At 73.1% G+C, this 20,566-nt stretch carries 15 protein-coding genes; 7 read left to right on the top strand and 8 right to left on the bottom strand.

What is annotated here, in order from left to right; genetic code table 11:
* Nucleotides 1-13 precede the first annotated feature (13 nt).
* Both ACFY9V_RS00920 and ACFY9V_RS00915 read left to right on the top strand, forming a co-directional pair.
* Nucleotides 14-880 (top strand): alpha/beta fold hydrolase, encoded by an 867-nt coding sequence (locus ACFY9V_RS00920; RefSeq protein WP_391158449.1) that lies wholly within the window; start codon nt 14-16, stop codon nt 878-880.
* Nucleotides 877-5,424 carry an AAA family ATPase gene (locus ACFY9V_RS00915; protein WP_391158446.1) on the top strand — a complete coding sequence of 1,516 codons (4,548 nt, stop codon included), beginning with the start codon at nt 877-879 and terminating at the stop codon, nt 5,422-5,424. Before ACFY9V_RS00920 ends, ACFY9V_RS00915 begins: the two co-directional genes overlap by 4 nt.
* A gap of 16 nt (nt 5,425-5,440) precedes the next feature.
* On the opposite strand, the gene ACFY9V_RS00910 is transcribed toward ACFY9V_RS00915, so the two are convergent.
* Nucleotides 5,441-6,292, bottom strand: a complete 852-nt coding sequence (locus ACFY9V_RS00910) for an HD domain-containing protein (protein WP_391158443.1) — start codon at nt 6,290-6,292, stop codon at nt 5,441-5,443.
* 150 nt (nt 6,293-6,442) lie between these two features.
* Here ACFY9V_RS00910 and ACFY9V_RS00905 point away from each other — a divergent pair, with 150 nt between their 5' ends.
* From ACFY9V_RS00905 to cas6e, 5 genes are read left to right on the top strand one after another with little or no spacing between them, the layout of a single operon-like run.
* The gene (locus ACFY9V_RS00905) at nt 6,443-7,954 is read left to right on the top strand and encodes a type I-E CRISPR-associated protein Cse1/CasA (protein WP_391158441.1); all 1,512 of its coding nucleotides are present in this window, start codon (nt 6,443-6,445) and stop codon (nt 7,952-7,954) included.
* Nucleotides 7,951-8,562: a type I-E CRISPR-associated protein Cse2/CasB gene (gene casB, locus ACFY9V_RS00900; protein WP_391158439.1), complete on the top strand. Its 612-nt coding sequence runs from the start codon at nt 7,951-7,953 to the stop codon at nt 8,560-8,562. Before ACFY9V_RS00905 ends, casB begins: the two co-directional genes overlap by 4 nt.
* Nucleotides 8,559-9,980: a type I-E CRISPR-associated protein Cas7/Cse4/CasC gene (locus ACFY9V_RS00895; RefSeq protein WP_391158437.1), complete on the top strand. Its 1,422-nt coding sequence runs from the start codon at nt 8,559-8,561 to the stop codon at nt 9,978-9,980. The genes casB and ACFY9V_RS00895 overlap by 4 nt, the downstream gene beginning before the upstream one ends.
* The gene (cas5e, locus tag ACFY9V_RS00890; protein ID WP_391158435.1) at nt 9,977-10,825 is read left to right on the top strand and encodes a type I-E CRISPR-associated protein Cas5/CasD; all 849 of its coding nucleotides are present in this window, start codon (nt 9,977-9,979) and stop codon (nt 10,823-10,825) included. The genes ACFY9V_RS00895 and cas5e overlap by 4 nt, the downstream gene beginning before the upstream one ends.
* Nucleotides 10,822-11,541: a type I-E CRISPR-associated protein Cas6/Cse3/CasE gene (gene cas6e / locus ACFY9V_RS00885; protein ID WP_391041700.1), complete on the top strand. Its 720-nt coding sequence runs from the start codon at nt 10,822-10,824 to the stop codon at nt 11,539-11,541. Before cas5e ends, cas6e begins: the two co-directional genes overlap by 4 nt.
* Nucleotides 11,542-11,568: 27 nt before the next feature.
* On the opposite strand, the gene ACFY9V_RS00880 is transcribed toward cas6e, so the two are convergent.
* From ACFY9V_RS00880 to ACFY9V_RS00850, 7 genes are all read right to left on the bottom strand, one after another.
* Entirely contained in the window at nt 11,569-15,642 is a 4,074-nt protein-coding gene (locus ACFY9V_RS00880; RefSeq protein WP_391158433.1) for a hypothetical protein, read from the bottom strand.
* 55 nt (nt 15,643-15,697) lie between these two features.
* Nucleotides 15,698-16,072, bottom strand: a complete 375-nt coding sequence (locus ACFY9V_RS00875; protein ID WP_391041696.1) for a hypothetical protein — start codon at nt 16,070-16,072, stop codon at nt 15,698-15,700.
* Between the two features lie 294 nt (nt 16,073-16,366).
* A complete protein-coding gene (locus ACFY9V_RS00870) occupies nt 16,367-18,049 on the bottom strand; it encodes an esterase-like activity of phytase family protein (protein ID WP_391158430.1) in 1,683 nt (560 codons plus the stop codon).
* A 249-nt stretch (nt 18,050-18,298) separates the two neighbouring features.
* Entirely contained in the window at nt 18,299-19,300 is a 1,002-nt protein-coding gene (locus ACFY9V_RS00865; protein WP_391158427.1) for a trypsin-like serine peptidase, read from the bottom strand.
* A 464-nt stretch (nt 19,301-19,764) separates the two neighbouring features.
* A complete protein-coding gene (locus ACFY9V_RS00860) occupies nt 19,765-19,965 on the bottom strand; it encodes a CsbD family protein (protein ID WP_355339978.1) in 201 nt (66 codons plus the stop codon).
* Nucleotides 19,966-20,044: 79 nt separating this feature from the next.
* Nucleotides 20,045-20,215 carry a hydrophobic protein gene (locus ACFY9V_RS00855; RefSeq protein ID WP_355339981.1) on the bottom strand — a complete coding sequence of 57 codons (171 nt, stop codon included), beginning with the start codon at nt 20,213-20,215 and terminating at the stop codon, nt 20,045-20,047.
* Between the two features lie 73 nt (nt 20,216-20,288).
* Entirely contained in the window at nt 20,289-20,555 is a 267-nt protein-coding gene (locus ACFY9V_RS00850) for a GlsB/YeaQ/YmgE family stress response membrane protein (protein ID WP_355339983.1), read from the bottom strand.
* Nucleotides 20,556-20,566 lie beyond the last annotated feature (11 nt).

Genomic DNA, 20,566 nt, shown 5'->3' with positions numbered 1-20,566 from the left:
GGGGGTCACGGGCGTGAAGCGCATCGTCGGGGTGCACGGGATCGGGCAGTCCAGGACGTCCAAGGAGCAGTTGACGCGCGACTGGTCGGGGGCGCTCGACCGTGGCCTCGGCGCGGCGGGCGCGCCCACACTGCCGCCCGGCACCCTCGAACTGCCGCACTGGACACGGCTCCTGGCCCGTCCGGGCAAGCACCTCGGCCCGGACGACGATCCCTTCGACAGCGAAGTCCCCCTGGGCGACGGCGAGGCCGACTTCGTCACCCGGGCGCTGGAGGACGTCGTTCCCCGCGAAGACCTCGACCGGATCGGGGAGTCGGAGTCGCAGACGCTCGGGCCGCCGCAGCTCTGGCCCGCGCGCCTCACCCGCCTGGTGATGGCGTACGACCTGCGCTTCCCCCGAGGCGGCGGCAGGCTCTTCGTGAGCGCGATGCGCGAGGTGCGCTTCTACCTGTACGAGCCCGGTCTCGCTGCCCGGGTCCGGGCCCTGGTCGCGGAAGCGTTCGACGCGGACACCGCCGTGGTCGTGGGGCACTCGCTGGGCAGCGTGATCGCCTACGACCTGCTGCGCCGGGAGGAGATCGCACCCGACCGCGCGTCCGGGGTGCGTACGCTCCTGACGTGCGGCTCCCCCTTGGCCGTTCCCTCGGTACGGCGCGGACTGGGCATCGCCGACGGTGAGCCCATGGGGCTGCCCGCCGGTACGGGGTGGGTCAATGTCTTCGACCCGGGGGACGTGGTCACCGGCGGCGGCGGACTCGGTGGTCTGGGGCCCTGGATCACCGACGAAAGGGTGAACAACGGCATCGGAGACCCGCACAGCGCCGCCCGCTACCTCCAATCCGGCCCCGTGGCACGCGTGATCGCGGACGGCTGCCGGTGAACCGGGGCGCGGCTCCGCGAACGGCCCGGCGATCGCTGATCGAGATCGCCGAATCGGAGCGGGACGACGACCCCGAATTCCGTGAAGGGATCGCCGCCCAAGTCGCCGTCGTACGGGAGTGGTGGGCCGAGAGACCGCCGAGCGAGAGCCGCTTCGAACGGCGCGGCCCGAAACGGCTCGACACGGTTTACGACCTGCGCGAATTCCTGGACGACGCGCGGCCGGAGGAGGCCGCCCACGATCACGCGCTCGTGGTCTACGTCACCGGCCACGGGGTCACCCGACCGTCGCACGACCACTTCCTCCTGCTGCGCGACTCCGACGAGAGACGTCTCCCGGCGACCGCGTTCCAGACCGGCGACCTGATCGCGCGCGTCCTGGACTCCGACTCCGACCACATCCTGGTGATGGTCGACTCCTGCTACTCCGGTGTCCTCCGCAAAGACCTGCAACGCCGGCTCGAAGCCTTGAACAGCGCACGGCGGAACCTGAACTCCCTCGTGGTCATCTCGTCCGCCAACGAGACGGGGACCCCGCGTCCGCAGCAGTTCACGCGCCTCCTGCAAGCCGTCTCCTCGTACTTCAAGGAAAAAGAGGCGGGGTTCGCGAACGCGCACCTGAGCTTCGCGGAGTTCTTCGAAGCGATGCGCGTTCTGCGCAAGCGGGATGTCTCGCTCGATGTGCAGTTCCTCTGGCCCAACTACGCGCTGATCAGCAGCGACGACCATCAGGACCTCAGCCCCTGCCTCCCGAACCCCGGTTACGCGCCCGAACGCGTCATCGTCGGCCCCGCGCGCGGCGCCGTCGCCTGGAGCGCCGCCGACCTCGACGCGTACTGGCTCTCCCGCGCCTCCGGCCGGCCGTCGGACGGCGGCCCCGGCTGGCACTTCACGGGCAGAAGCGGGCTCGTACGGCGCTTGAACCGGTTCCTGACGGGAGACGCGAGCACGCTCGTCGTCACCGGAGAGGCCGGATCGGGGAAGTCCGCGCTGCTCGCCCGGGCCGTGACGCTCAGCGACCCGGGGTTCCGGGCGGACCCGGCGTACGCGCCCCTCATCGAGGACATTCCGCCCGGTCTCCTGGTGCCCGTGGGGGCGGTCGACGCTGCGGTGCTCGCGCGGAACGCGGACGCCGACGAGTTGGCGGCGGCGCTCTACGCGGCGCTCACCGGCACGGTGCCGACCGGGGGTTCGGGGGTCGGCGTCCTGGACGACCTGCTGGATCACGTACTGGTCACCGCCCGTCGGGAGGGCCGTCCGCTGACGATCGTCATCGACGGCATCGACGAGGCCAAGCATCCCGCGAGGATCGTCACCGACCTCGTCCGCCGCCTGGCGCATCAGTGGACCGACGACGAACTGCCCGCTGTACGACTGCTCTTGGGCGTGCGCAGCGCGCGCCCCGACACGGGCGGCGACGGCCCCCGGCCGCCGGTGGACCGGTCGGCTGATCTGCTGAGTCTGCTCGTTCGGTCCACGGACGCCGGGGAACCGCTGCGGACGGACACCGACGCCGACACCGTCGAGGACATCGCGGCGTACGTGGGCGCGCTGTTGAAGGCCCGGTTCACCACAGGTCCCGGCCCCTCGGCGCCCCCGGCCCCCCGCGCTCCGGCCCCCCGCGCTCCGGACCCCCGCGCTCCGGACCGCCGGGCTCCGGACCGCCGGGCTCCGGACCCCCGCGCCCTGGAACGGCTCGCCCTCGCGGTCGCGGAGGAAGTGACGCCCTCCTTCCTGGACGCGCGCCTCGCCGCCGAAGCCCTGCTCGCGGCGCCGGACCGGCTGCCCCGCCCCGACGACGCCGACTGGCGGCGCGGTCTGCGCAGGGGCACCCAGGAGCTGCTGCGACAGGATCTCAGGGCGGTCGAGCGCGCCACGGGCGTACCGGCCCGGTCCGCCGTGCACGTCCTGCGCGCGACCGCGTTCGCCCAAGGGGACGGCCTTCCGTGGGGCGAGGTGTGGCCGTGTGCCGTACAGGCGTTGGCGCGAGGCGAGGTCGCGGCGCCCGAGGCGCTGGTCAGGCGGGTGCAGGAAGGTCCGCTCCAGGGATATCTGGCCAAGGGGGTGGAGGACGGCAAGTACGTCTACCGGCCGGTCCACGAGCGCATCAGCGAGGTGCTGCGCGGGGACCCGCGCCTGCTGCTCTCCGGGGAAGCGGAACCCGGCACGTCCGAGGAGGCGGAGGCGGGCGTCAGGGCGGCCCACCGCCAACTGGCCACCGCCTTCAGCGCGCTTCACGCGCGGAAGACCGGGCTGCCGTACCCGTACGTGTGCCGCCACCTGGTGCAACACGCGGCGGCCGGAGGCGTACTGAACGACCGGGTCGTCACCGACGGCTTTCTGCCGCACGAGACGAGCGGGAACGTACGGGGCGCTCTCGGGCTGCTCGCGGAGCACGCCCCGGACACCGAGCGCCTGTTCGCGTGGGCACGGATCGAGCCGTTCCTGGCCGACGCGCCTCCGCTCGCGCGCGCGGACAGCCTGCGCTTCTCCCTGCTGGAGGGCAGGGAACCGGCGGCGGTACGGGACAGCGGCGGCCCGGCCGCCGGCCGTCTCGTGCCAGTGTGGAACCACCTCGCGGTGCCGGGCAACGTCCTGGCGAGGCAGGACGCGGACCTCTGCTCCCTGGTGTCCTTCACCCTCCGGGACGGGACACCGCTGATCGCCGTGGGCGACGCCGACGGGGCCGTACGGGTCTGGGACCCGGCCACGGTGACCCCGGTCGGACCGCCGATCCCGGGACACGGCCGCTTCGCGCGGGCGCTGACCGTCGTGAGCGATGCCGAAGAGCCATCAGCCGAGGTGCAATTGGCGGTCGGCTGCGATGAAGGCGTCTGGATCTGCGACCCGTTGAGCGGCACCACGCGACAACTTCCGGTCACCTCGGCCGTCCAGGCCATGGTGTCCTTCAGCGACGTGTACGGGTCGCCCCGACTGGCGATCGGTACGGCCAGGGGGCTCGTGCTGTGCGATCCGCTCACCGGAGGGCCGCGCGGCGGCGAATGGGCGTACGGGGACGACTCGTTGACCTCGGTGCTCGGGCTCGCGGCCTTGGCGCTCACCGATGGCACCACACTCCTGGCCGTTCAACGGGCGGGCCGCGTCGAGATCGTCCAGGCCGCCGCGCAGGGCTTCCCCACCCGCCCGGTGTGCACCGTGCGGGTGGATGACGACGAGATCGCCGCGCTGGCCCTGATCGGGGACCGGACGGGCGAGAGCCCCTTCCTGGCACTGGCCTCCCGGACGCGCGGGACGGTCGGCTTGTGGGACGCGCTGACCGGCGCCGGATTCGGGGACCGCACGGTCAGGCGCTCCGCGACCGTGCTCGCGCCGTACCTCCGCGCCGGCTCGGAGCCGCTGCTCGCGCTCGGCACCGACGACGGCGCCGTCCACCTGTGGAATCCCGAGACGGGGGAGGAGGCACGCCGGTTCCCCGCCGACCACACGGACGGGGTGACGGGCCTGGCCGTCGTGCCCGGTCGGGACGGCGTGCCGCTTCTGGTCTCCGCCTCCGGTGACCGGACCGTGCGCGTGTGGAACCCCGAGGCGTGGGCGCGGCACCCGGAGCGGTTCGCGCGGTCCGTCCGGCGCGCCGACGGGACACTGCTCGCGGTACTGCCCGGCCCCGGCGACGCTTCCGGGACCGTCGAGGTCGGCCCGGACCGGAACCTGACCGTGAGATCGGCGGCCACGGGGGCGGTCATCCGGTCGATCGACCTTCCCAGGACCGGACTTGACGGTCCGGTGACGGCCCTGGCCGTCCACGCGCCGCCCGGCGGTTCCCCGATGGTCTTCGCCGGACTGCCGGACGGTGCCATCGGCGTCTGGAGCGAGGGCCGTTGGCGCATGATGAACGCGTGGATCTTCGGGGACGACCACGCCACCGCCTTCGCCTCCTTCGCCGACAGCGGGCGGACCGTGCTGGCCGTGGGGACGCGCCATGGGTCGGTCGTGTACTGCGACCCGGCGAACGGACAGGTGCTGGGGTGGCTCCACATCGGCGAAGACACCGGGTCCGTCCACGCGTTGACGTACGTGCCGCTGCTGTCGGGCGGCGTCCTCGCCCTGGCCTCCGAGGACGGCGGCGTGCGCCTGTGCCGCCCGTTCAGCGAACCGCACGCCGAATGGCCGGGAGACATCGGCACCGTGGAGTCCCTGGCGGTCCTTCCGGCAGACGGGGAAGGGGAGTTGCTGCTGGCGGCCGGTGGTTCCGACGGCTGCGTACGGCTGTGGACGGGTGATCCGGAGCGGGAACCGATCACGCTGCCGACCCGGCACGACGGTCCCGTATCCGCCCTCCACGCCGTACGGTCGCCCGGCTCCCGCCGCCTGCTGGTGAGCACCGGCCGCACGGACACGACCGTGCGGTTCTGGGACCCGGCCGCCGGGGAAGAGGTCACGCGCCTGGTCACCGCGGCGGCCCTGACGTCCCTCGGCGTCGTGCCGTCCACCGACAGCCCGGCCCCTCGCGAGCCCGTGATCGTCTTCGGCGGCCCGGCCGGAATCGGCGCGGTGACGCCGAGCGCGGCGCGGCCCGAGGGGTAGTCGCAGCACGTGCCGTTCAGGCCACCCGCATACGGGCGACCGCCTCGCGCGCGCGGCGCCGGGCCCGCTCCGACAGCACCTCCCGACTGTCGTGGGGCGACCCGAAGCCGCCGCAAGTGTCGCTGAGGGCAAGGGCGTTGCTCTGCGAGACCAGGCGGCCGAAAGCCGTCAGGCGCACGGGATCGGCCGGCCGGATCAGCCGCGCCAGCTCCGTCCGCGCGCCGAGGCCCGCATCGCGGGCGACGTCGTCCGCCAGCGCGCACCTGACCGTGTCCCAGGCGGGTCCGCCGGTCGCCCGGTACGCCTTGGCGACGGTGTCGGAGTGCAGGACGTCGGCGCCGTGCCGGTTCAGCGCGTACGCGGCCACGTACAGGCCCTGGTGGTCGCGGTCGCGGCACTGCTCGCCGTCGACGTGATCGGCGCAGTCGCAGCCGGTCAGCCGGGGCAGCACCGCCGCCGTGACGTGCTCCGGATCGGCCCGGCGGCTCGGGGCCCCGGGCGGCGGCAGGGGAAGTCCCGCCTCCAGGGCCCGGGTCCGCCAGGCCGCGCGCGCCGCGTCGAGGGCCGCCGAGGGCCGCTGCCCCGCGCCGAACGAGGTCATCCGTGAAGGGTTGGCGTGACCGAGGCGGCTCACCCCCGCCAGGAAGGCGGCGGCCGTACGGGCGCTCCGCGCGTCGTCGGCCGCGAACGCGTCCGTGAGCTCGGCCCGTTGGCGCTCGCTCAGTACCCGGTCCCAGAGTTCGAGCATCACGCAGGCCGCGGTGGCCAGTTCGGCGACGAGCGGATTCCACCCGTGCGGCTCCGAGAGATCGATCGTGCCCCAACACCATTGATGTGCAATGTTGTTGAGTTCTCCTGGTTGGCCCACGTTGCCCTCATTCAGCGTGCTAGCGTCCTGCCGCATCTCATCAGACACAGCGGAGAGCGGAGCACGGATCAGGTGTCGTTGGCCGAATTACGACCGTCCCCGGGGCCGTCACGTCCTCGCTGGGACCCCAGAAGGCAGGCGTGCGTACCGGTGCTGACCGCCCGGGGGCACGGCACTCGCGTCACCCTCGTCCACGCACTGCGGCACGCGGACGGTCTGCGCGCCGTCTCGGCGAAGACCGCAGGGGAGACCGTCGCCCTGCTGGAGTACCTCCTCGCCGTCTGCTACGCCTCCACCCGCTGCCCGACGACCCGTGACGAGTGGCTCGGCTGGGTCCGCGACGGCACGCCGCTGACCGGGGCCGCCGACTGGCTGGACGGCCGCCCCGACGAGCACTGGGACCTCTTCCACCCGACAGAACCGCTGGGGCAGAACGCCCTCCTCGCCCCGTACCTCGACGAACACGGCGCGGGACCGGCCCAGTTGGTGATCGAGCACGCGGGGGACTACAACCAGTTCTTCGACCACCACCACCTCGAACACCCCACTCCGCTCCCCGCCGACGCCGCCTTCCGCGCGATGCTCACCCAGCACGCGTACGGACCCGGCGGCCGGGCCCGTATGCCCGGCAAGGAAACCCTCGGTCCCACGCTCACCAACCTGGCCGCAGGACGCCTCAGCACCCGTATCCGGGTCGTCGCGCTGGGGACGACGCTCGGCGACACCCTGCGGCTCAATCTCGTGCCGACCGCCGAGGACCCCGGCCGCTTCAACCGGACCTGGACGGTGGCGCCGGAGCCCCGGCGGGGCTTCCTGACCAAGCCGTCGGGGCGGCGGGTCGACGGACCGGCCGACCTGAACACCGTTCTGGGACGCTCGATCCTCCTGCGGCCGACCGTCACCGAGGACGGGACTCCCGCTGTCGACCGCGTCCTGATGGCGGCCGGTGAACTCCTCGAACCACTGGCCCACCACCGCACGCAGGACGCGGTCTACGACGGGGAGGGCGCGGGGAGCGCCGACGCCAAGCCGCTGCGGCCCTCCGCGACCAAGGCGTTGTGGCGCGAGGCGCACGCCCTGTACGCGGCCGTCGCCGACCGGACGCACGGACCCGACCTCTACGACCGCCTCGCCCTGCTGCGGGGCCGTCGACTCAGCCTCTGGGCCGTCGGGTTGATAGCGAAGCAGACCACGGTCATCACCTGGGTGTCGGACACGTTCCCCTTCGTGCCGGGCCGCGAGCGGGACATGAGGTACGCGGCCGAGCGGGGTTCGCTCATCGCCGACCATGTGGCGGCCTGGCTCTTCAAAGCGGCCTACGTCGCCTGGACGGTGACGTACCCCAACCCGAAACCGGGCGACAAGGACCGTCAGATCGCCCGGTTCGACGCGCGGCCGGAGCACTGGGCCCACACGGCCGAGCCCTTCCACACGCTGCTGGACGAGACGACGGCGGCCGGGACCGAGGAGCGGGTCGACGCGGCGCTCGTCGCCTACGCGGCCGAACTCGCGGACTGCGCACGGCGGTTCCTGGGCAACCGGCTCGACTCGCTGCCCGCCAACTCGCGCGGGATGCGGGCACGGGCGCAGGCGGTCCGGTGCCTGGAGAGCGGCCTGACCGGACGCACCGCCCCCGACGAACTGAAGGAGGACCGCGAGTGACCGCCGACATACCGGGCACCGCGTACCGCGACGGCGCCGAGCGCGCCGCCGGTACGGAGGCGCGCGACCGCGCGCGGAGCGAACAGCTCACCCGCTGGCTGGTCGGCCTGGTGCGGAGCCGCGACAACGGCACGCTCGCCGAACTGCGCCGCCCCACGGTCAGCCAGAACGCCCACATCGAGGCGGGCTGGTTCGACCCGTCGCGCCGCGCGGTGTTCGAGCAGGTGGCCTTCCTCTTCGCCGTCTACCACCGGGGCGCCGTCGAACCGTCGTGGGGATACGGGAGCCTGGGCACCGCGGCCCGCAGGATCGGCACCAGCCTCGGGTACGGGCCGGACGACGCGGGCGCCGGAAGGCTGATGGACCGCGTCGTCTCCAGCCGCCGGCCCCCTCTGCGGCACCTTCAGCACACCGTCGCCCGGCTGCGCTCGTGCGGCAAGCCGCCGCCGTCCTGGGCACAGCTCGCGGACGACCTCGCCCGCTGGTCCGACCGGCAGGCCCGTATCCGGTACCACTGGGCCGTCGACTTCCACGCGCCGTCGCCCGGCACCGGCGCCAGGAGCAGCAGAACCACCAGGACCGTCACGACGAAGGAACTGCCCTCGTGAGTAACCCCGTCGCCCTCACCGGGCGCCAATTCCTCTCCCTGCACCTGCTGGAGACGCTGGTCGCGGTCCTCCCCGTCAGGGACGAGAACGGCGCGCCCAAGTCGATCGTCTACGGCGGTGTGGAACGGCACATGATCACCAGTCAGGCGCGCCGCCGCGCCGAGCGGGTGTACTCCCGCGACCGGGCGAACGCCCAGGAAGGGCCGCTCGCCGGGCACGCCATGGGCGTCCGTACCCGCGAATGGGCCCTGGTGACCGCCCGAGCCCTGGAGTCCCGGCACGGCTGGACGAGGGAGGAGGCGCTGCCCACGGCGCGGGCCGTCCTCCAGGCCGTCGGCCTCAACTTCGGCGATCCCGCCAAGCCCACGGTCGCCGACCTGACCAAGGTGCTGCTCTTCGCGCCCGCTGACGCGGGTGACCGGATCGCCGACCACATCCACACCGACCGGGCGGCGGTCGGCGCGTGGGCGGAGCGGTACCTCGCCCAGTCTCAGGCGGCAGCGGCCAAGAAGCCCAAGGGACGGCGCGGGAGCGGTCAGCCGGAGGAGGCGGGCGCGGACGAAGCGGGCACGGACGGGACGGCTCCTGACGAGGCGGGCGCCGCCGGAGGCAAGCTGCCCGCGCTTCCCAAGGCCACCAGGACCGCGGTCCTGACCGCGCTGGCCCCCCGCGACGCGATCGACATCGCGCTCTACGGCCGCTTCCTGGCCGAGATCCCGGACTCGCCGAACGTCGACGGCGCGATCCAGAGCGGCCACGCCTTCACCGTCCACGAAGCCGAGTTGACCGACGACTTCTACGCCGCCGCCGATGACGCCAAGCTCGCCCGCAAGAGCAACGCGCTCGACTTCCTCGACTCGGCGGACGACTCGGGGGCGGGCATGACCGGCTACCAGTCGCTGATCTCGGGCACGTTCTACCGGCACGCCGTCCTCGACCGGCGCAGACTGCGGCAGAACCTGCGCGCGGCGGGCATGTCGGAGCAGGACGCGGAGACCGCGTCCGTCGCCGCGGAAGCGGAGTTCGTCAGCGCCTTCGTCAACGCCTTCCCGCAGGCCAAGAAGAACTCGACCGCGTCCACCGGGTCGTTGCCCGCCCTGGTGCTCGCCTTCGACGGCGACCGGCCGTTCAACTACGCGTCGGCCTTCCAGCGGCCCGTCGACGAACTCGCCGAGGGCGGGCCCGCCGGGGAACTGGCCGTACGCCGCCTCCTCGCCCACCACGCGTTCGTCCTCCGGCGGCGCGACGACATCACGGCGGGCCGCGTCCTGACGTACGACCCGGCCGTCCACGCCGTGCTCCAGGAGCTGGGCGTCACGGATGTCGACTCCGTCGAGAAGCTGACGGAGCTGACGGAGCTGACGGAGTCGTCGGCGAAGTCGTCGGCGCAGTCGCAGTCGGCGGAGCTGCCGGGGTGAGCGGCCACGTCCTGCTCATCCGCCTCGCGGCTCCGCTCCAGTCCTGGGGAGTGGTCTCCTGGTTCTCCCGGCGTGACACCCACAGCCGCCCCACGAAGTCCGGCGTGATCGGTCTGTGCGCCGCGGCCCTCGGCCACGAACGCGCCGACGACCTGGGCGAGTTCCACGCCGTCCGGTTCGGCGTCCGCGCCGATCACCCCGGCACCCCGGTACGCGACTACCACGTCGTCGGATCCGGCCGGTACCCCGTCCGCCCGCGGGACGTCATCACCGACCACCGCAGGGCCGCCGCGCTGTCGACCTCCATGGCGGAGGCCGGGGGCACCGCCTTCGGCCACCACGAACTCGCCGACTGGTACGGGGCGCCGAAATACGTCACCACCGATCCGTCATCGGGTGCCCTGGTCTCCCGGCAGCTCTCCCGGGGCGCGCTCGTCACCGAGCGCTGGTACGTGTCGGACGCCGCTTTCGTGGCCGCGCTCCAGCATCAGGACCGGGCCTTCCTCGCGACGGTCGCGACGGCGCTGGAGAGCCCGGAACGCCTGCTGTGGCTGGGCCGCAAGTCGTGCCCGCCGTCCGGCACACTGGCCGGGCCGCTGCTCGCCGGGACCGTCGAGGAGGCCTTCGCGTCCGTCGCGCTGCTGCCTTCGCAGGGCGTCGGGGCGCCGCCGTCGCCGCGGCCCTGGGCATGGATCGAGGCGGTGGACCCGGACGGTACGGCGACTCCCGTACAGGATCAGCCGGTCACCTTCGACGCGGACCGTCGCGCGCACACCACGCGGTGGGAGACCCGTACCCGCGTCACCATCGACGAGAACGCCACCGAATGGGACGTCATCCCGTGACCAATCCGCCCGCCGCCGCCCGATTCGTCGCCACGCACAGCGTCCTGACCATGGACGCCCGGCACCCGTACACCGCCAAGTCGCTGGTGGACGCCCAGGACATGCACCGCACCGTGATGAGCGGCTTCCGCGGCTGGGTCGCGGACGGCGACCCCGACGCCCGCGCCCAGACAGGGGTGTTGTCGACCTGGTCCGTCGATCTCAAGGCAGCGGCGCTCGTGCTGGTGGTGCAGTCCAGGGTCCCGGGGGACTGGGCGGGCGTGCCCCGCGACGCGCTCACCGGGACACCGCGGGTGATCACCGTCGACCGCACCATCCGCGCCGGGGACTCCCTGACCTTCCGCACCGTCGTCAACCCCACTCAGAGTCGTCCGACCGGGCCGCCCACCCCCGAGCGCCGCCGAGGTCAACGCACCGCCCACACCCGGCCCGACCACGTACGGCACTGGTTCGCCCGGCGGTTCCAGCAGCCGGGCGAACCCCGCAGGGCCCCCGACGGCGTCGCCCGGATCGGCGCCACCGCCGAGGAGGAGTCCCTGGCCGTCCGCATGCTTCCCACGGTCACAAGTCCCGCCCCTCACAAGGGCCTTCGCATCGCCCGCGCGGAGATCCGCGGCACCCTGACCGTCACCGACCCGGCCGCCCTGGTCGACGCGATGACCCAAGGCATCGGCCACGCGCGCGCGTACGGCTGCGGGCTGCTGCTGACGCGGTGAGCGCACCGAAGTTCAGGCCAACGGACCTTACGAGCACGGCCGTTGGTAGGGAATGCCGGGGAAGTGGGCGGTCCACACCGCGTCGGTGAGGACGTTGGCGGTGGCGGCGCAGACGCGGGCCGCGGCGGTGTCGGGGGCGAGGGGCCAGCGGCGGAGGGTGCCCGCGACGGAGGAGGTGATGAGGGTGCGGCCGTCGTGGGTGGGGGCGAGGGGGCCCGCGCCGGGGGCGGGCAGGGGGCGGCCCTTGGGCGCGGGGTGGTGGAGGTCGGAGACGTCCCAGAGGCGGACGGTGTTGTCGGCGCTCGCGCTGGCCAGCAGCGAGGTGTGGGGGACGAAGGCCAGGGACTCGATCCGGTCGCCGTGTCCGGTCATCGGGCCGCCGAGGGCGGCGGGCCTGTGCGGGTCGGAGACGTCCCACAGGCGCAGGGTGCGGTCGTGGGAGAGGGCGAGCGTGCGGCCGTCGGCGGAGAAGGCGGCGGCCGACGCGCCGTAGCGGGAGTCCCCGTAGGCGCTGGTGGGGATGGCGGCGAGCGCGGCCGGGCGGGTGGCGTCGCGGGTGTCCCAGAGCTGGTACGGCTCGGGGGTGTTCTCGGTCAGGGTGAGGCGCCCGTCGGCGCCGAGGGCCAGCAGGTTCCCCCGGAGCGGTGAGTCGGCGACCAGGGGGCGGGGGCCGGCCGGGCCCGAGATGTCCCAGAGGCTGCTGTGGAGCGCGGTGGTGGACCACAGGCGCTTGCCGTCCGCCGTGAACGACAGCTTGCGGATCGACGCGCCGGAGGGTTCGCCGAAGGGCTCGCCCAGCGGCGCGGGGCGGGCCGGGTCGGCGAGGCTCCACAGCGCGATCGTGGTTCCGTCCGCGGCGACGTCCATGTCGGCCACGGCCGTCGCCAGGGTGCGCCCGTCGGGGCTGACGGCGAAGACCGAGGTCCGGCCGTCGGGTCCGGGCGTCGGCCGGCCGGTCGGCGTCGGACCGCGGGCGTTCGTCAGATTCCACAGCCCGACGGCGGAGTGCGGGACGGAGGAGTTGTCGTCGACTCCGGCGACCAGCGTCCTGTCGCCGGGCAGGACGGTGATCGAGTCGACGGCGCCGCCCGGGGTCGCGACCGCGGGCGGAAGGTCCCAGACCCGGACGGTGGAGCCGTCGCCGCTGGCCAGGGCGGACCCGTCCGGGGAGAACGCCAAGGCGTCCACGGTCTCGGTGTGTCCGCCCAGCGGCGCGTACATCGCGACGAGCGGATGCGGGAACTCCTCCTCCAGCGAGGACGACGCCAGGCCGGTGTCGGCGACGCGCCAGAGCGTGACCGTACGGTCGTCCCCTGCGGTCGCGAGCACCTGGCCGTCCGGCCGCATGGCCATGGACAGAGCCGCCCCACGCGGGAGTTGGTGCTCGTTGTGCAGGGCGGGCCGGGTCCGGACGGTCAGGTCCCAGACGCGCAGCGTCTCCGGGGACAGGGTGCTCGGCTCCCCGTTGCCGCCGGGGTCGCCCGCGGTGGCCAGCCATCGGCCGTCCGCGGAGAAGGCGACGTCGGGCGTCAGTGTGGCGCCCACTTGCAGGCCCTGCGGCAGCAGTTCCTCGAAGCGGCCGGGCGCGGAGACGTCGACGAGTTGCAGGGTGTTGCCGTCCTCCCACACCGCGAGGGTGCGTCCGTCGTGGCTCAACGCGACGGCCGCGCCCGGCCGTTCGGCGCCGGGCTTCGGGTGGGCGGGGTCGGTGAGGTTCCACAGCGTCGTGGTCCCGCCGTTGACGCCCACGTCGGCGGTGATGAACTCCCGTCCGTCCGGGGTGAACGCGACCATGCGGGTGTCCTCGGTGCCCGTCATGCTGCCGGTGCGGCGGAAGTGCGCCGGGTCGGACACGTCCCACAGGTCGAGTACGGGGTGCGGGGCGGAGCTGTCGGCCGTCGTCCCGTCCGAGCCCTCGGACGCGTCGCGGGCGAGCGGCGCGTACACCGCCAGCCGTCGCCCGTCCCGGCTCAACCGCACGTCGGCGGCGCTCTTCAGGCCCGGTACGGCCCGCCCGACGCGGCGCGGGTGCGAGGGGTCGCGGCTGTCCCACACCGTCACCGAGCCGTCCGCGGCCCTGGTCGCCATCCGCCTGCCGTCCCCGCTGAAGGCCGGCGCGCCCGTCGCCCCCGGCACCAGGGCCGCCAACGGGCCGTTCGCCCAGGACAGGAGGTTGGTGTACTTGTCGTCGTCCGGCCGCATCCGGTACGAGGCCAGGTCGAGCAGGGCGGCGAGCGACGGGTCGCTGGTGCGGACGCGGTCGGCCTCGATCGCGACCTGGCCCGCGATGGCGGTGTCCCGCTCCTTGCGCGCGGTGTCCCGCTGCGTCTGCGCGGTCGCGCGCTGCTGGAAGGCGAAGACGGCGGTGCCGGAGGCGATCAGCACCAGGGCGGTGAGCACGGCGATGACATTGCGCCGTAATCGCGCGGCCCGCGCGGCCTGTTGGGTCGAGGCGGCGAGGAAGTTCCGTGCCGCCGGGCTCAGATGGTCGGGGGCGGAGGTCGCGGCGGTGGTCGCGCGCTCCAGCCGACTGCCCCGGAACAGCAGGGCGTTGTCGGAGCCGCCGTGCTCGCTCCACGCCCGTGCCGCCTCTTCCAGCTCCTGGCGCACCAGGATGTCCGCCCGGCCGCGGTCGATCCAGCGGCGCAGGCGGGGCCACGCGCGGATCAGCGCCTCGTGGGTGATCTGGACGGTGACGCGGGCCGCGGCGCGGCTCTCGTCCTCGGGCCCGTCGCCGTGCGGCTCGCCGCCGTGCGGTTCGCCGCCTTCCGGGGCGCCGTCCAGGGTGAGCAGCCGTGCCCGGCTGAACGCGGTCAGCGCGGCGGCCGTGGCCGAGGCCGCGGAGCCGTCGGTGGCCAACTCGCCCAGTGACGCGCGCCGCCGGGTGTCCTCGGCGCCGTGCCCGATGCGCACGAGCCGCAGGAACAGCGCCTCCGCCGCCTGTCGGGCGGCCATGTCCAGTCCGGCGTAGGCGCGTTCGGCCGACGTGGAGATCGCCTGCCGGATTCCGCCGGTGGCCTGGTAGTCCGCCACGGTCAGCGCACTGCGGCTGCGCCGTATCCACGTCATGTGCAACGCGTGGGCCAGCAGCGGCAGTCGGCCCGCGGTGAACCACGCGTCGGGGTCGGGGTCGCCGACCGTCGGGTCGTCGGGGAAGACGCCGAGGTCCCGCAACAGCAGCTCTTCCAGGCCCGGTTCCATCGTCAGCCCGGTCGCCTCGGCGGGCGCGACGATCGCGGCGCGCAATTCGTCCTCGGTCATCGGCCCGACCAGGACCTGGCGGCCCCTGAGTACCGCGCGCAGTCGCGGGTGGGCGATGGCGTGGCCGTAGAAATCGGCGCGGAGGCCGAGGACGAGCAGGACCGGGGGCGGGGTCCCGTGGGGCGCGGGGCCAGGCGCGGGGCCCGACACGTGGCTCGGCGAGGGGCTCGGCACGTGGCTCGGCGCGGGCTCCTGCGCCATACGGCTGACGGCGTCGATGAAGGCGCGGCGCTCGGTGTCGTCGGTGCAGAGGGTGAACAGCTCTTCGAGCTGGTCCACGATCACGACGAGGCGGGGCACCGGTGCGCCGGTCGCCCCGGCCCGCGCGGCCAGGGCGACGCTGAGCCGGTCGGTGTAGCCGCCGGGGTCGGTCCGTAACGCCTGCTGTACGGCGGCGGCCTCTTCGCCGGTCGCGGCGGCCAGCTGCCCGGCCAGTGCCGCGAGCGGGTGCGCCGTGGGCGTCAGGACGAGCTGCGGCCAGTCCCGCGAACCCTCCACCGGAAAGCGGTTGCCGCTCAGCGCGGGCCGTAGACCCGCCATGAGCAGTGACGACTTGCCCGACCCCGAAGGGCCGACCACCGCCAGCGGTCCGCCCGCCTCCAGTTGCGCGACGACCTCGGTGATCAGGGGATCGCGCCCGAAGTACCACTGCGCCTGGTCGACGCCGAAGGGGGCCAGGCCGGGGTACGGGCACCGGTCGTCGTCGCCCGCGGGACCGTCGGCGCGCCGGTCGGTCCGGCCGCGGGCGCCGTACATGAACAAGTCGCGGGCGGCGTAGTAGATATCGCCGCCCGCCTGGTTGATCCGGCTGTCGCCGGACGCCGTCGCGGTCTGTTCCACCGAACGGGCGTCCGCTCGGCCGCCGGTGGCGGGAGTGCCGGCCGGTCCGGCCGGGTCAGGCGTCGGGGGCATCGGTGAGGTGGATGCTGCCGCCCGCCTGGAAGACGCGGTTGCCGCGGCCGGAGACGGTGGCGCGCTGGGTGACCGTCGTCCCGGGCGTCGTCGGGGCCGCGGCCGGGCTCAACTCGTCCAGCACGCGGCGCAGTTCGGCGGCCAGCGCCGGGTCCGCGTCCAGCATGCGCTGCAATCTGCGTTGCCAGTCCGCGGCGAGCTGCGTCTCCGTCTCGGCGTCCCCGCTGTCCCGCGCGGCCAGCACATCCGTCCGGACCTCGGCCAACTCGGCCTCCACGGTGGCCACTCGCTCGGGATGCACGCGCCGCCACAGCGCCAGCGCGGTCGCCCGCGCGTCCTCCCAGGCGTCACTGGCCATCGCACTCACCAGCGTCGTTCCCGCCGCCAACACCAACGGATCCACCCCGCCCGCCCCCCACCGACCCCGGCCGCCTCACGGACCGTCATCGTATCGGCACATCCCGTTCGGCCAAGGGAGAACGCCGGGCTCCGCTTGGGGCGTTCGTCCGACCGCCGACCGCCGACCGCCGACCGCCGACCGCCGACCGCCGACCGCCGACCGTTCGTCCGGCCGCCGGGCCGCCGGGCCGTCCGCTCTGCCCGAGCGGGCGGCCCGAGGGCGTACGGGCGTATGGGCGTATGCCGGTGCGGGTCAGCGCACGCGGACGGTCACCGTCACGGTCTTGAGGACCGCGGGGAGCTTGGTGGTGTCGACCTTCAGGATCTCGCCGTTGTCGGGCTTGGACGTGGGCGGGAGGACCTTCTGGTGGACGGTCCAGGTGCCGTCCGGGTCCACGGCGATGGTGTCGATGCCGAAGTCGTCGTCGTTGGAGAGGTAGAGGGTCCGCCCGGCGTCGGCGGTGGCGACGCCCTCGACCTTGTCGTGGGCGAAGAAGGCACCGGTGGGGTCGAGTTGGCTGACCAGGGTGCCGACGTTGAGATAGGGCTGCTTCTGGGCGACGTTGACGCCCGCGGCCGTGAGCGCGGTGAGGGCCGCGTTGGTGCCGCCCGTACCGACCAGCGCCTCGGGGGACTTGCCGCCGAGGGTCAGGCCGCTGACGTCGGTGGCCCCGTTGATGTCGACCTGGAAGAGCGTCTTGGAGGCGAACGGCTCGTAGTTTCCGTCCCGTTCGTCGACGAGGAACGTGGTGTTCGACAGCGCGGTGATCTCGCTGTTCGCGGCGCCGGTCGTCGCCGGGTTGTCGAGCAGGTAGAGGTACTGCTTGGTCTTGTAGTTACGGAGGTCGACGGTGATGATCCGGGTCGCCGCCACATTCCCGGCCTTGGTACCGCCGAGGTCGGGCTGCTGGAGCGCGGACTGCATGACGCCCACCAGCGTCGAGCCGTCCGGCGTGACCGTCAGCCCCTCCATGCCCTTGTTCTTGACGCGGTACGCGAGTTCGGCCGGCAGGTAGCCGACGATCTTGTGGAAGGCGTTGTCGGCGCTGTCGCGGTACGGGGTCAGCCGCCCCAACTCGTAGCCGTCGGCGTCGAAGTGGGTGATGTACGGGCCGTACTCGTCGGAGACCCAGAAGGTGCCGTCGCGCAGCGCGACCAGGCCCTCGGAGTCGTAGCCGTACGGGTCCCTGGCGACGGGAACGGGCTTGCCGCCGTTGGCGTTCGTCGCGTTGACGTCGTCGATCGTCTCGCTCGTGTCGTGCGGCGGACGCCCGCTGTAGGGGACGCCGCCCCGGCTCTTCGGGCCCTTCAGCGTGACCTGCTTGAGGAGCTTCGCCTTGCCGTCCACGAGCTGGAACTCGCCGATCTGCGGCGTGAAGTCGAGCAGCATCTCGGACTTGTTGCCGTCGGGGGCGTCGGCGTTCGGACCGCGGTCGGTCAGGCCGTAGAAGTGCCCGGGCCTGCCCGGCACCGGCGCGAGCGAGGAGCCGTAGCCCTCACCGGAGATGCGCGTGGTCGTGCCGCCGGGCCCCGCGACCGTGGCGAGCGGCGGCAGCGCCGACCCGTCGCGCCGCGTGTCCTTGAAGAGCCGTACCGCGTCGGTCGTCGTGTACGTGAAGGTGTCCGTGCCCGTGAAGCCGGGGCGCGGGGTGTACGTGAACGAGCCGTCCGCGTCGACCGTCGCCGTACCGTCCTTCGGGTCCGTGTGCCGTACGACCGCGGTCGCGCCGACGTCGTTCCGCAGCACATTGCCGGTGACCTGGCCGTGGCCGGAGAAGGTGTCGGCGGTCGCGCCGAAGTCGTGCGAGGGAGCCGAGAGCCAGCCCGCGGTGTGGGCGGCGGCCGTGCCCGTACCCACCACGACGAGCGTGGCGCCGATCGCGACGACGATCCGGGTGCGCTTGCGGGAGAAGCGTCCTGAAGTGCGTGATGTCATGGTCTTGAACCTGTCGGTCACCGGTGAACTGCGCGCCGACGTCAGGTGAATGCCGGGTTCACGCCTCGGTGCGCGCTCGCGCCGGACGGGAGGTCCCCGCCCGGCGCGAACGCCCGCACATCAGGAGCCACTTCCGTGCCGGCCCGCGCCCGCGTCAGGCGGTACCAGAGACAGACCGCCCCGCGTCAGGCCGCCCCAGCGTCAGGCCGCCTCGGGGTCAGGCCGCACGGGGACCGTGCCGCGGCAGCGTCACGCCGCGCCCGCCGCCTGATACGTCGTCAGGGCCTCGTCGCCCAGGTACGGGTGGTACTCGTTGTTGCCCGAGCTGACGCTGATGTTGCCGACCAGGTACCCCGTGCCCGCGCCCGTGTCGAAGTTGGACAGGAAGCCGCCGCCGCTGGAGCCCCCGGTCTGCACGCAGTCGATGCCCCACATCGTGGAGTCGCCGCGCCCGGCGTCCGGATACTCCGTGCCCTCGCAGTGGTTGAGCTGCTCGCCGTTGCCCTCGGCGTCCGAGCCGCCGTAGCCGAAGGAGTGCACGTGCTGGCCGGTCGGCGAGTTGAAGGCGATGCCCTCGGCGCCCACGGTGTCCACCAGCGAACGGCCGTTGACGGTGTTCACCACCGCGTAGGCGAAGTCCCAGTTGGCGTTGCCCGCCGTCGAGACATAGCCGGACCACCAGTACAGGACGCGGGCGGAGAAGGTGCCGAACGGGCGGTTGCCGTGGTTGTAACCGGGGATGAAGACCCAGTTCTGGTAGGACTCGCCCGTGCCCGCGTTGACGATGCAGTGGCCCGCGGTGAGGACCACCGACTTGTTGTCGGCGTTGGCGACGGTCGCGGAACAGGCGAAGGTGCCGCCCGAGGAGTTCTGGAAGAACACCTTGCCCGCGGTCGTGCTGATCAGGCCGCCGCCGTTCCACGCGGTGGGCGAGGACATCGGGGTGACCCGGCCGCCCGCCGTCGTGCGCGGCCCCGCGACCGGCGGGACCGCCACGCGGGAACCCGAGGCGGCGGGCGCCGCCGTCGTACGGGTGGCGGCCGTGCCCGTGGCGGCGGGCAGATCGGTCACGTCCTTCGCGCCGCGCAGGCGCTCGGGTGTCCAGAAACGCTCCGCCGCGCTCTGCTGCGCGGCGGAGACGGACGTCTGACGGACGCCCGCGGGCGAGGCCGGCGCGGCGTGCGCCGTGCCCGCCGTCCAGGCGGTCGCGGCGAGTGCTAACGCGCCGAGGAGAGCAGCCGATCGCTTCATAGCGACAACTCCAAGTCCTTTTGGGGGAAGGGGGGAGTGCGTGGTGGGGCCGGTGGTGCCGGAATCGACCCGAATCCCGCCTCGACAACGTTGTCTAACTGCGCCTGTGTAACGTCGCCGAAACGTGAGCGGGTGCCACGCTAACTCCGCTGGAGTGTCGTGTCCATGGCATCTTCAGCCGAATGTGAGTGGCTGGTGGTGCGCGTGGGGCGACGGGCCGTGACCGTGCGCCGTGCGCCGTGCGAGGGAGCGTGTGCGGGGCCAATCGAGGGAGTGCGCGCGGAAGGGTGCGCGGGGGAGCCGCGAGGGGGGGGTGTGCGCCGACCCGCCCGCGCGCGTACGGAGACCACCCGGGTGGGCGTACACGGACGGGTGTACGTGGACGGGCGTACGCGGACACACGCGCGCCCCCCGGGAGGCGATCCTCCTGGGGGGCGCGGGGGGCGAGGCGGGGGCTTCAGCCCTCAGTCGTCGCTCTTGTTGCTGTGGAAGACGTCCTTGGCGGCGTCCTTGACCTTCTCGCCGGCCTGACGGACATCGCCCTTGGCCTGGTCGGCACGGCCCTCGGCCTCAAGGCTCTCGTTGCCGACGGCGTGACCGACGGTCTCCTTGGCCTTGCCCTTCACCTGGTCGACCTTGGCCTTCGCCTTGTCGCTGTCGCTCATGATGAATTCCTCTTTCCTGGCTCTGTGCCGTGCCGTTATTTCTGAGTGCTTTTCCTGTTTCGCTTGGCTTCCTGACCGTTTACCAGCGGTACCAGCGGCCACGAGTGCCGCTCGGGCCGGTCGAGCGCAGCAGGAATCCCAGCGCCCACAGGACCAGTACCACGATACCGATCCACAAAAGCAGTTTCACGGCGAAGCCTGCGCCGATGAGAACCAGCGCCAGTAGAAGAACGATGAGCAACGCTGCCATGACGATCAACCTCCTGAAGTGTCTTCTGCCCCCGGATTCAGCGGCCAATCAGCGGGCCGCGAGCGCCTGGGGCTCAGGCGCGGCGTCGATCCGTCACGACGCGGTAGATCACCAGCAGGATCAGCGAGCCGACGATGGCCGCGATCCACGTGGACAGATGGAAGAAGCCCTTGATCGAGTGGACGTGGAAGATGACCTTGCCCAGCCAGCCGCCGAGCAGTCCTCCGAGAATGCCGATGACCATCGTCACGATGACACCGCCCGGGTCGCGCCCCGGCATCAGTGCCTTGGCGATAGCCCCGGCCAGCAATCCGATGATGATCCATGCGAGAATTCCCACGACGCCCTCTT

The organism is Streptomyces sp. NPDC008317, from assembly GCF_042955955.1.
Classification (GTDB): domain Bacteria; phylum Actinomycetota; class Actinomycetes; order Streptomycetales; family Streptomycetaceae; genus Actinacidiphila.
Note: the sequence above shows the minus strand (reverse complement) of the source record. Positions and strands in the feature narration are given on the sequence as shown.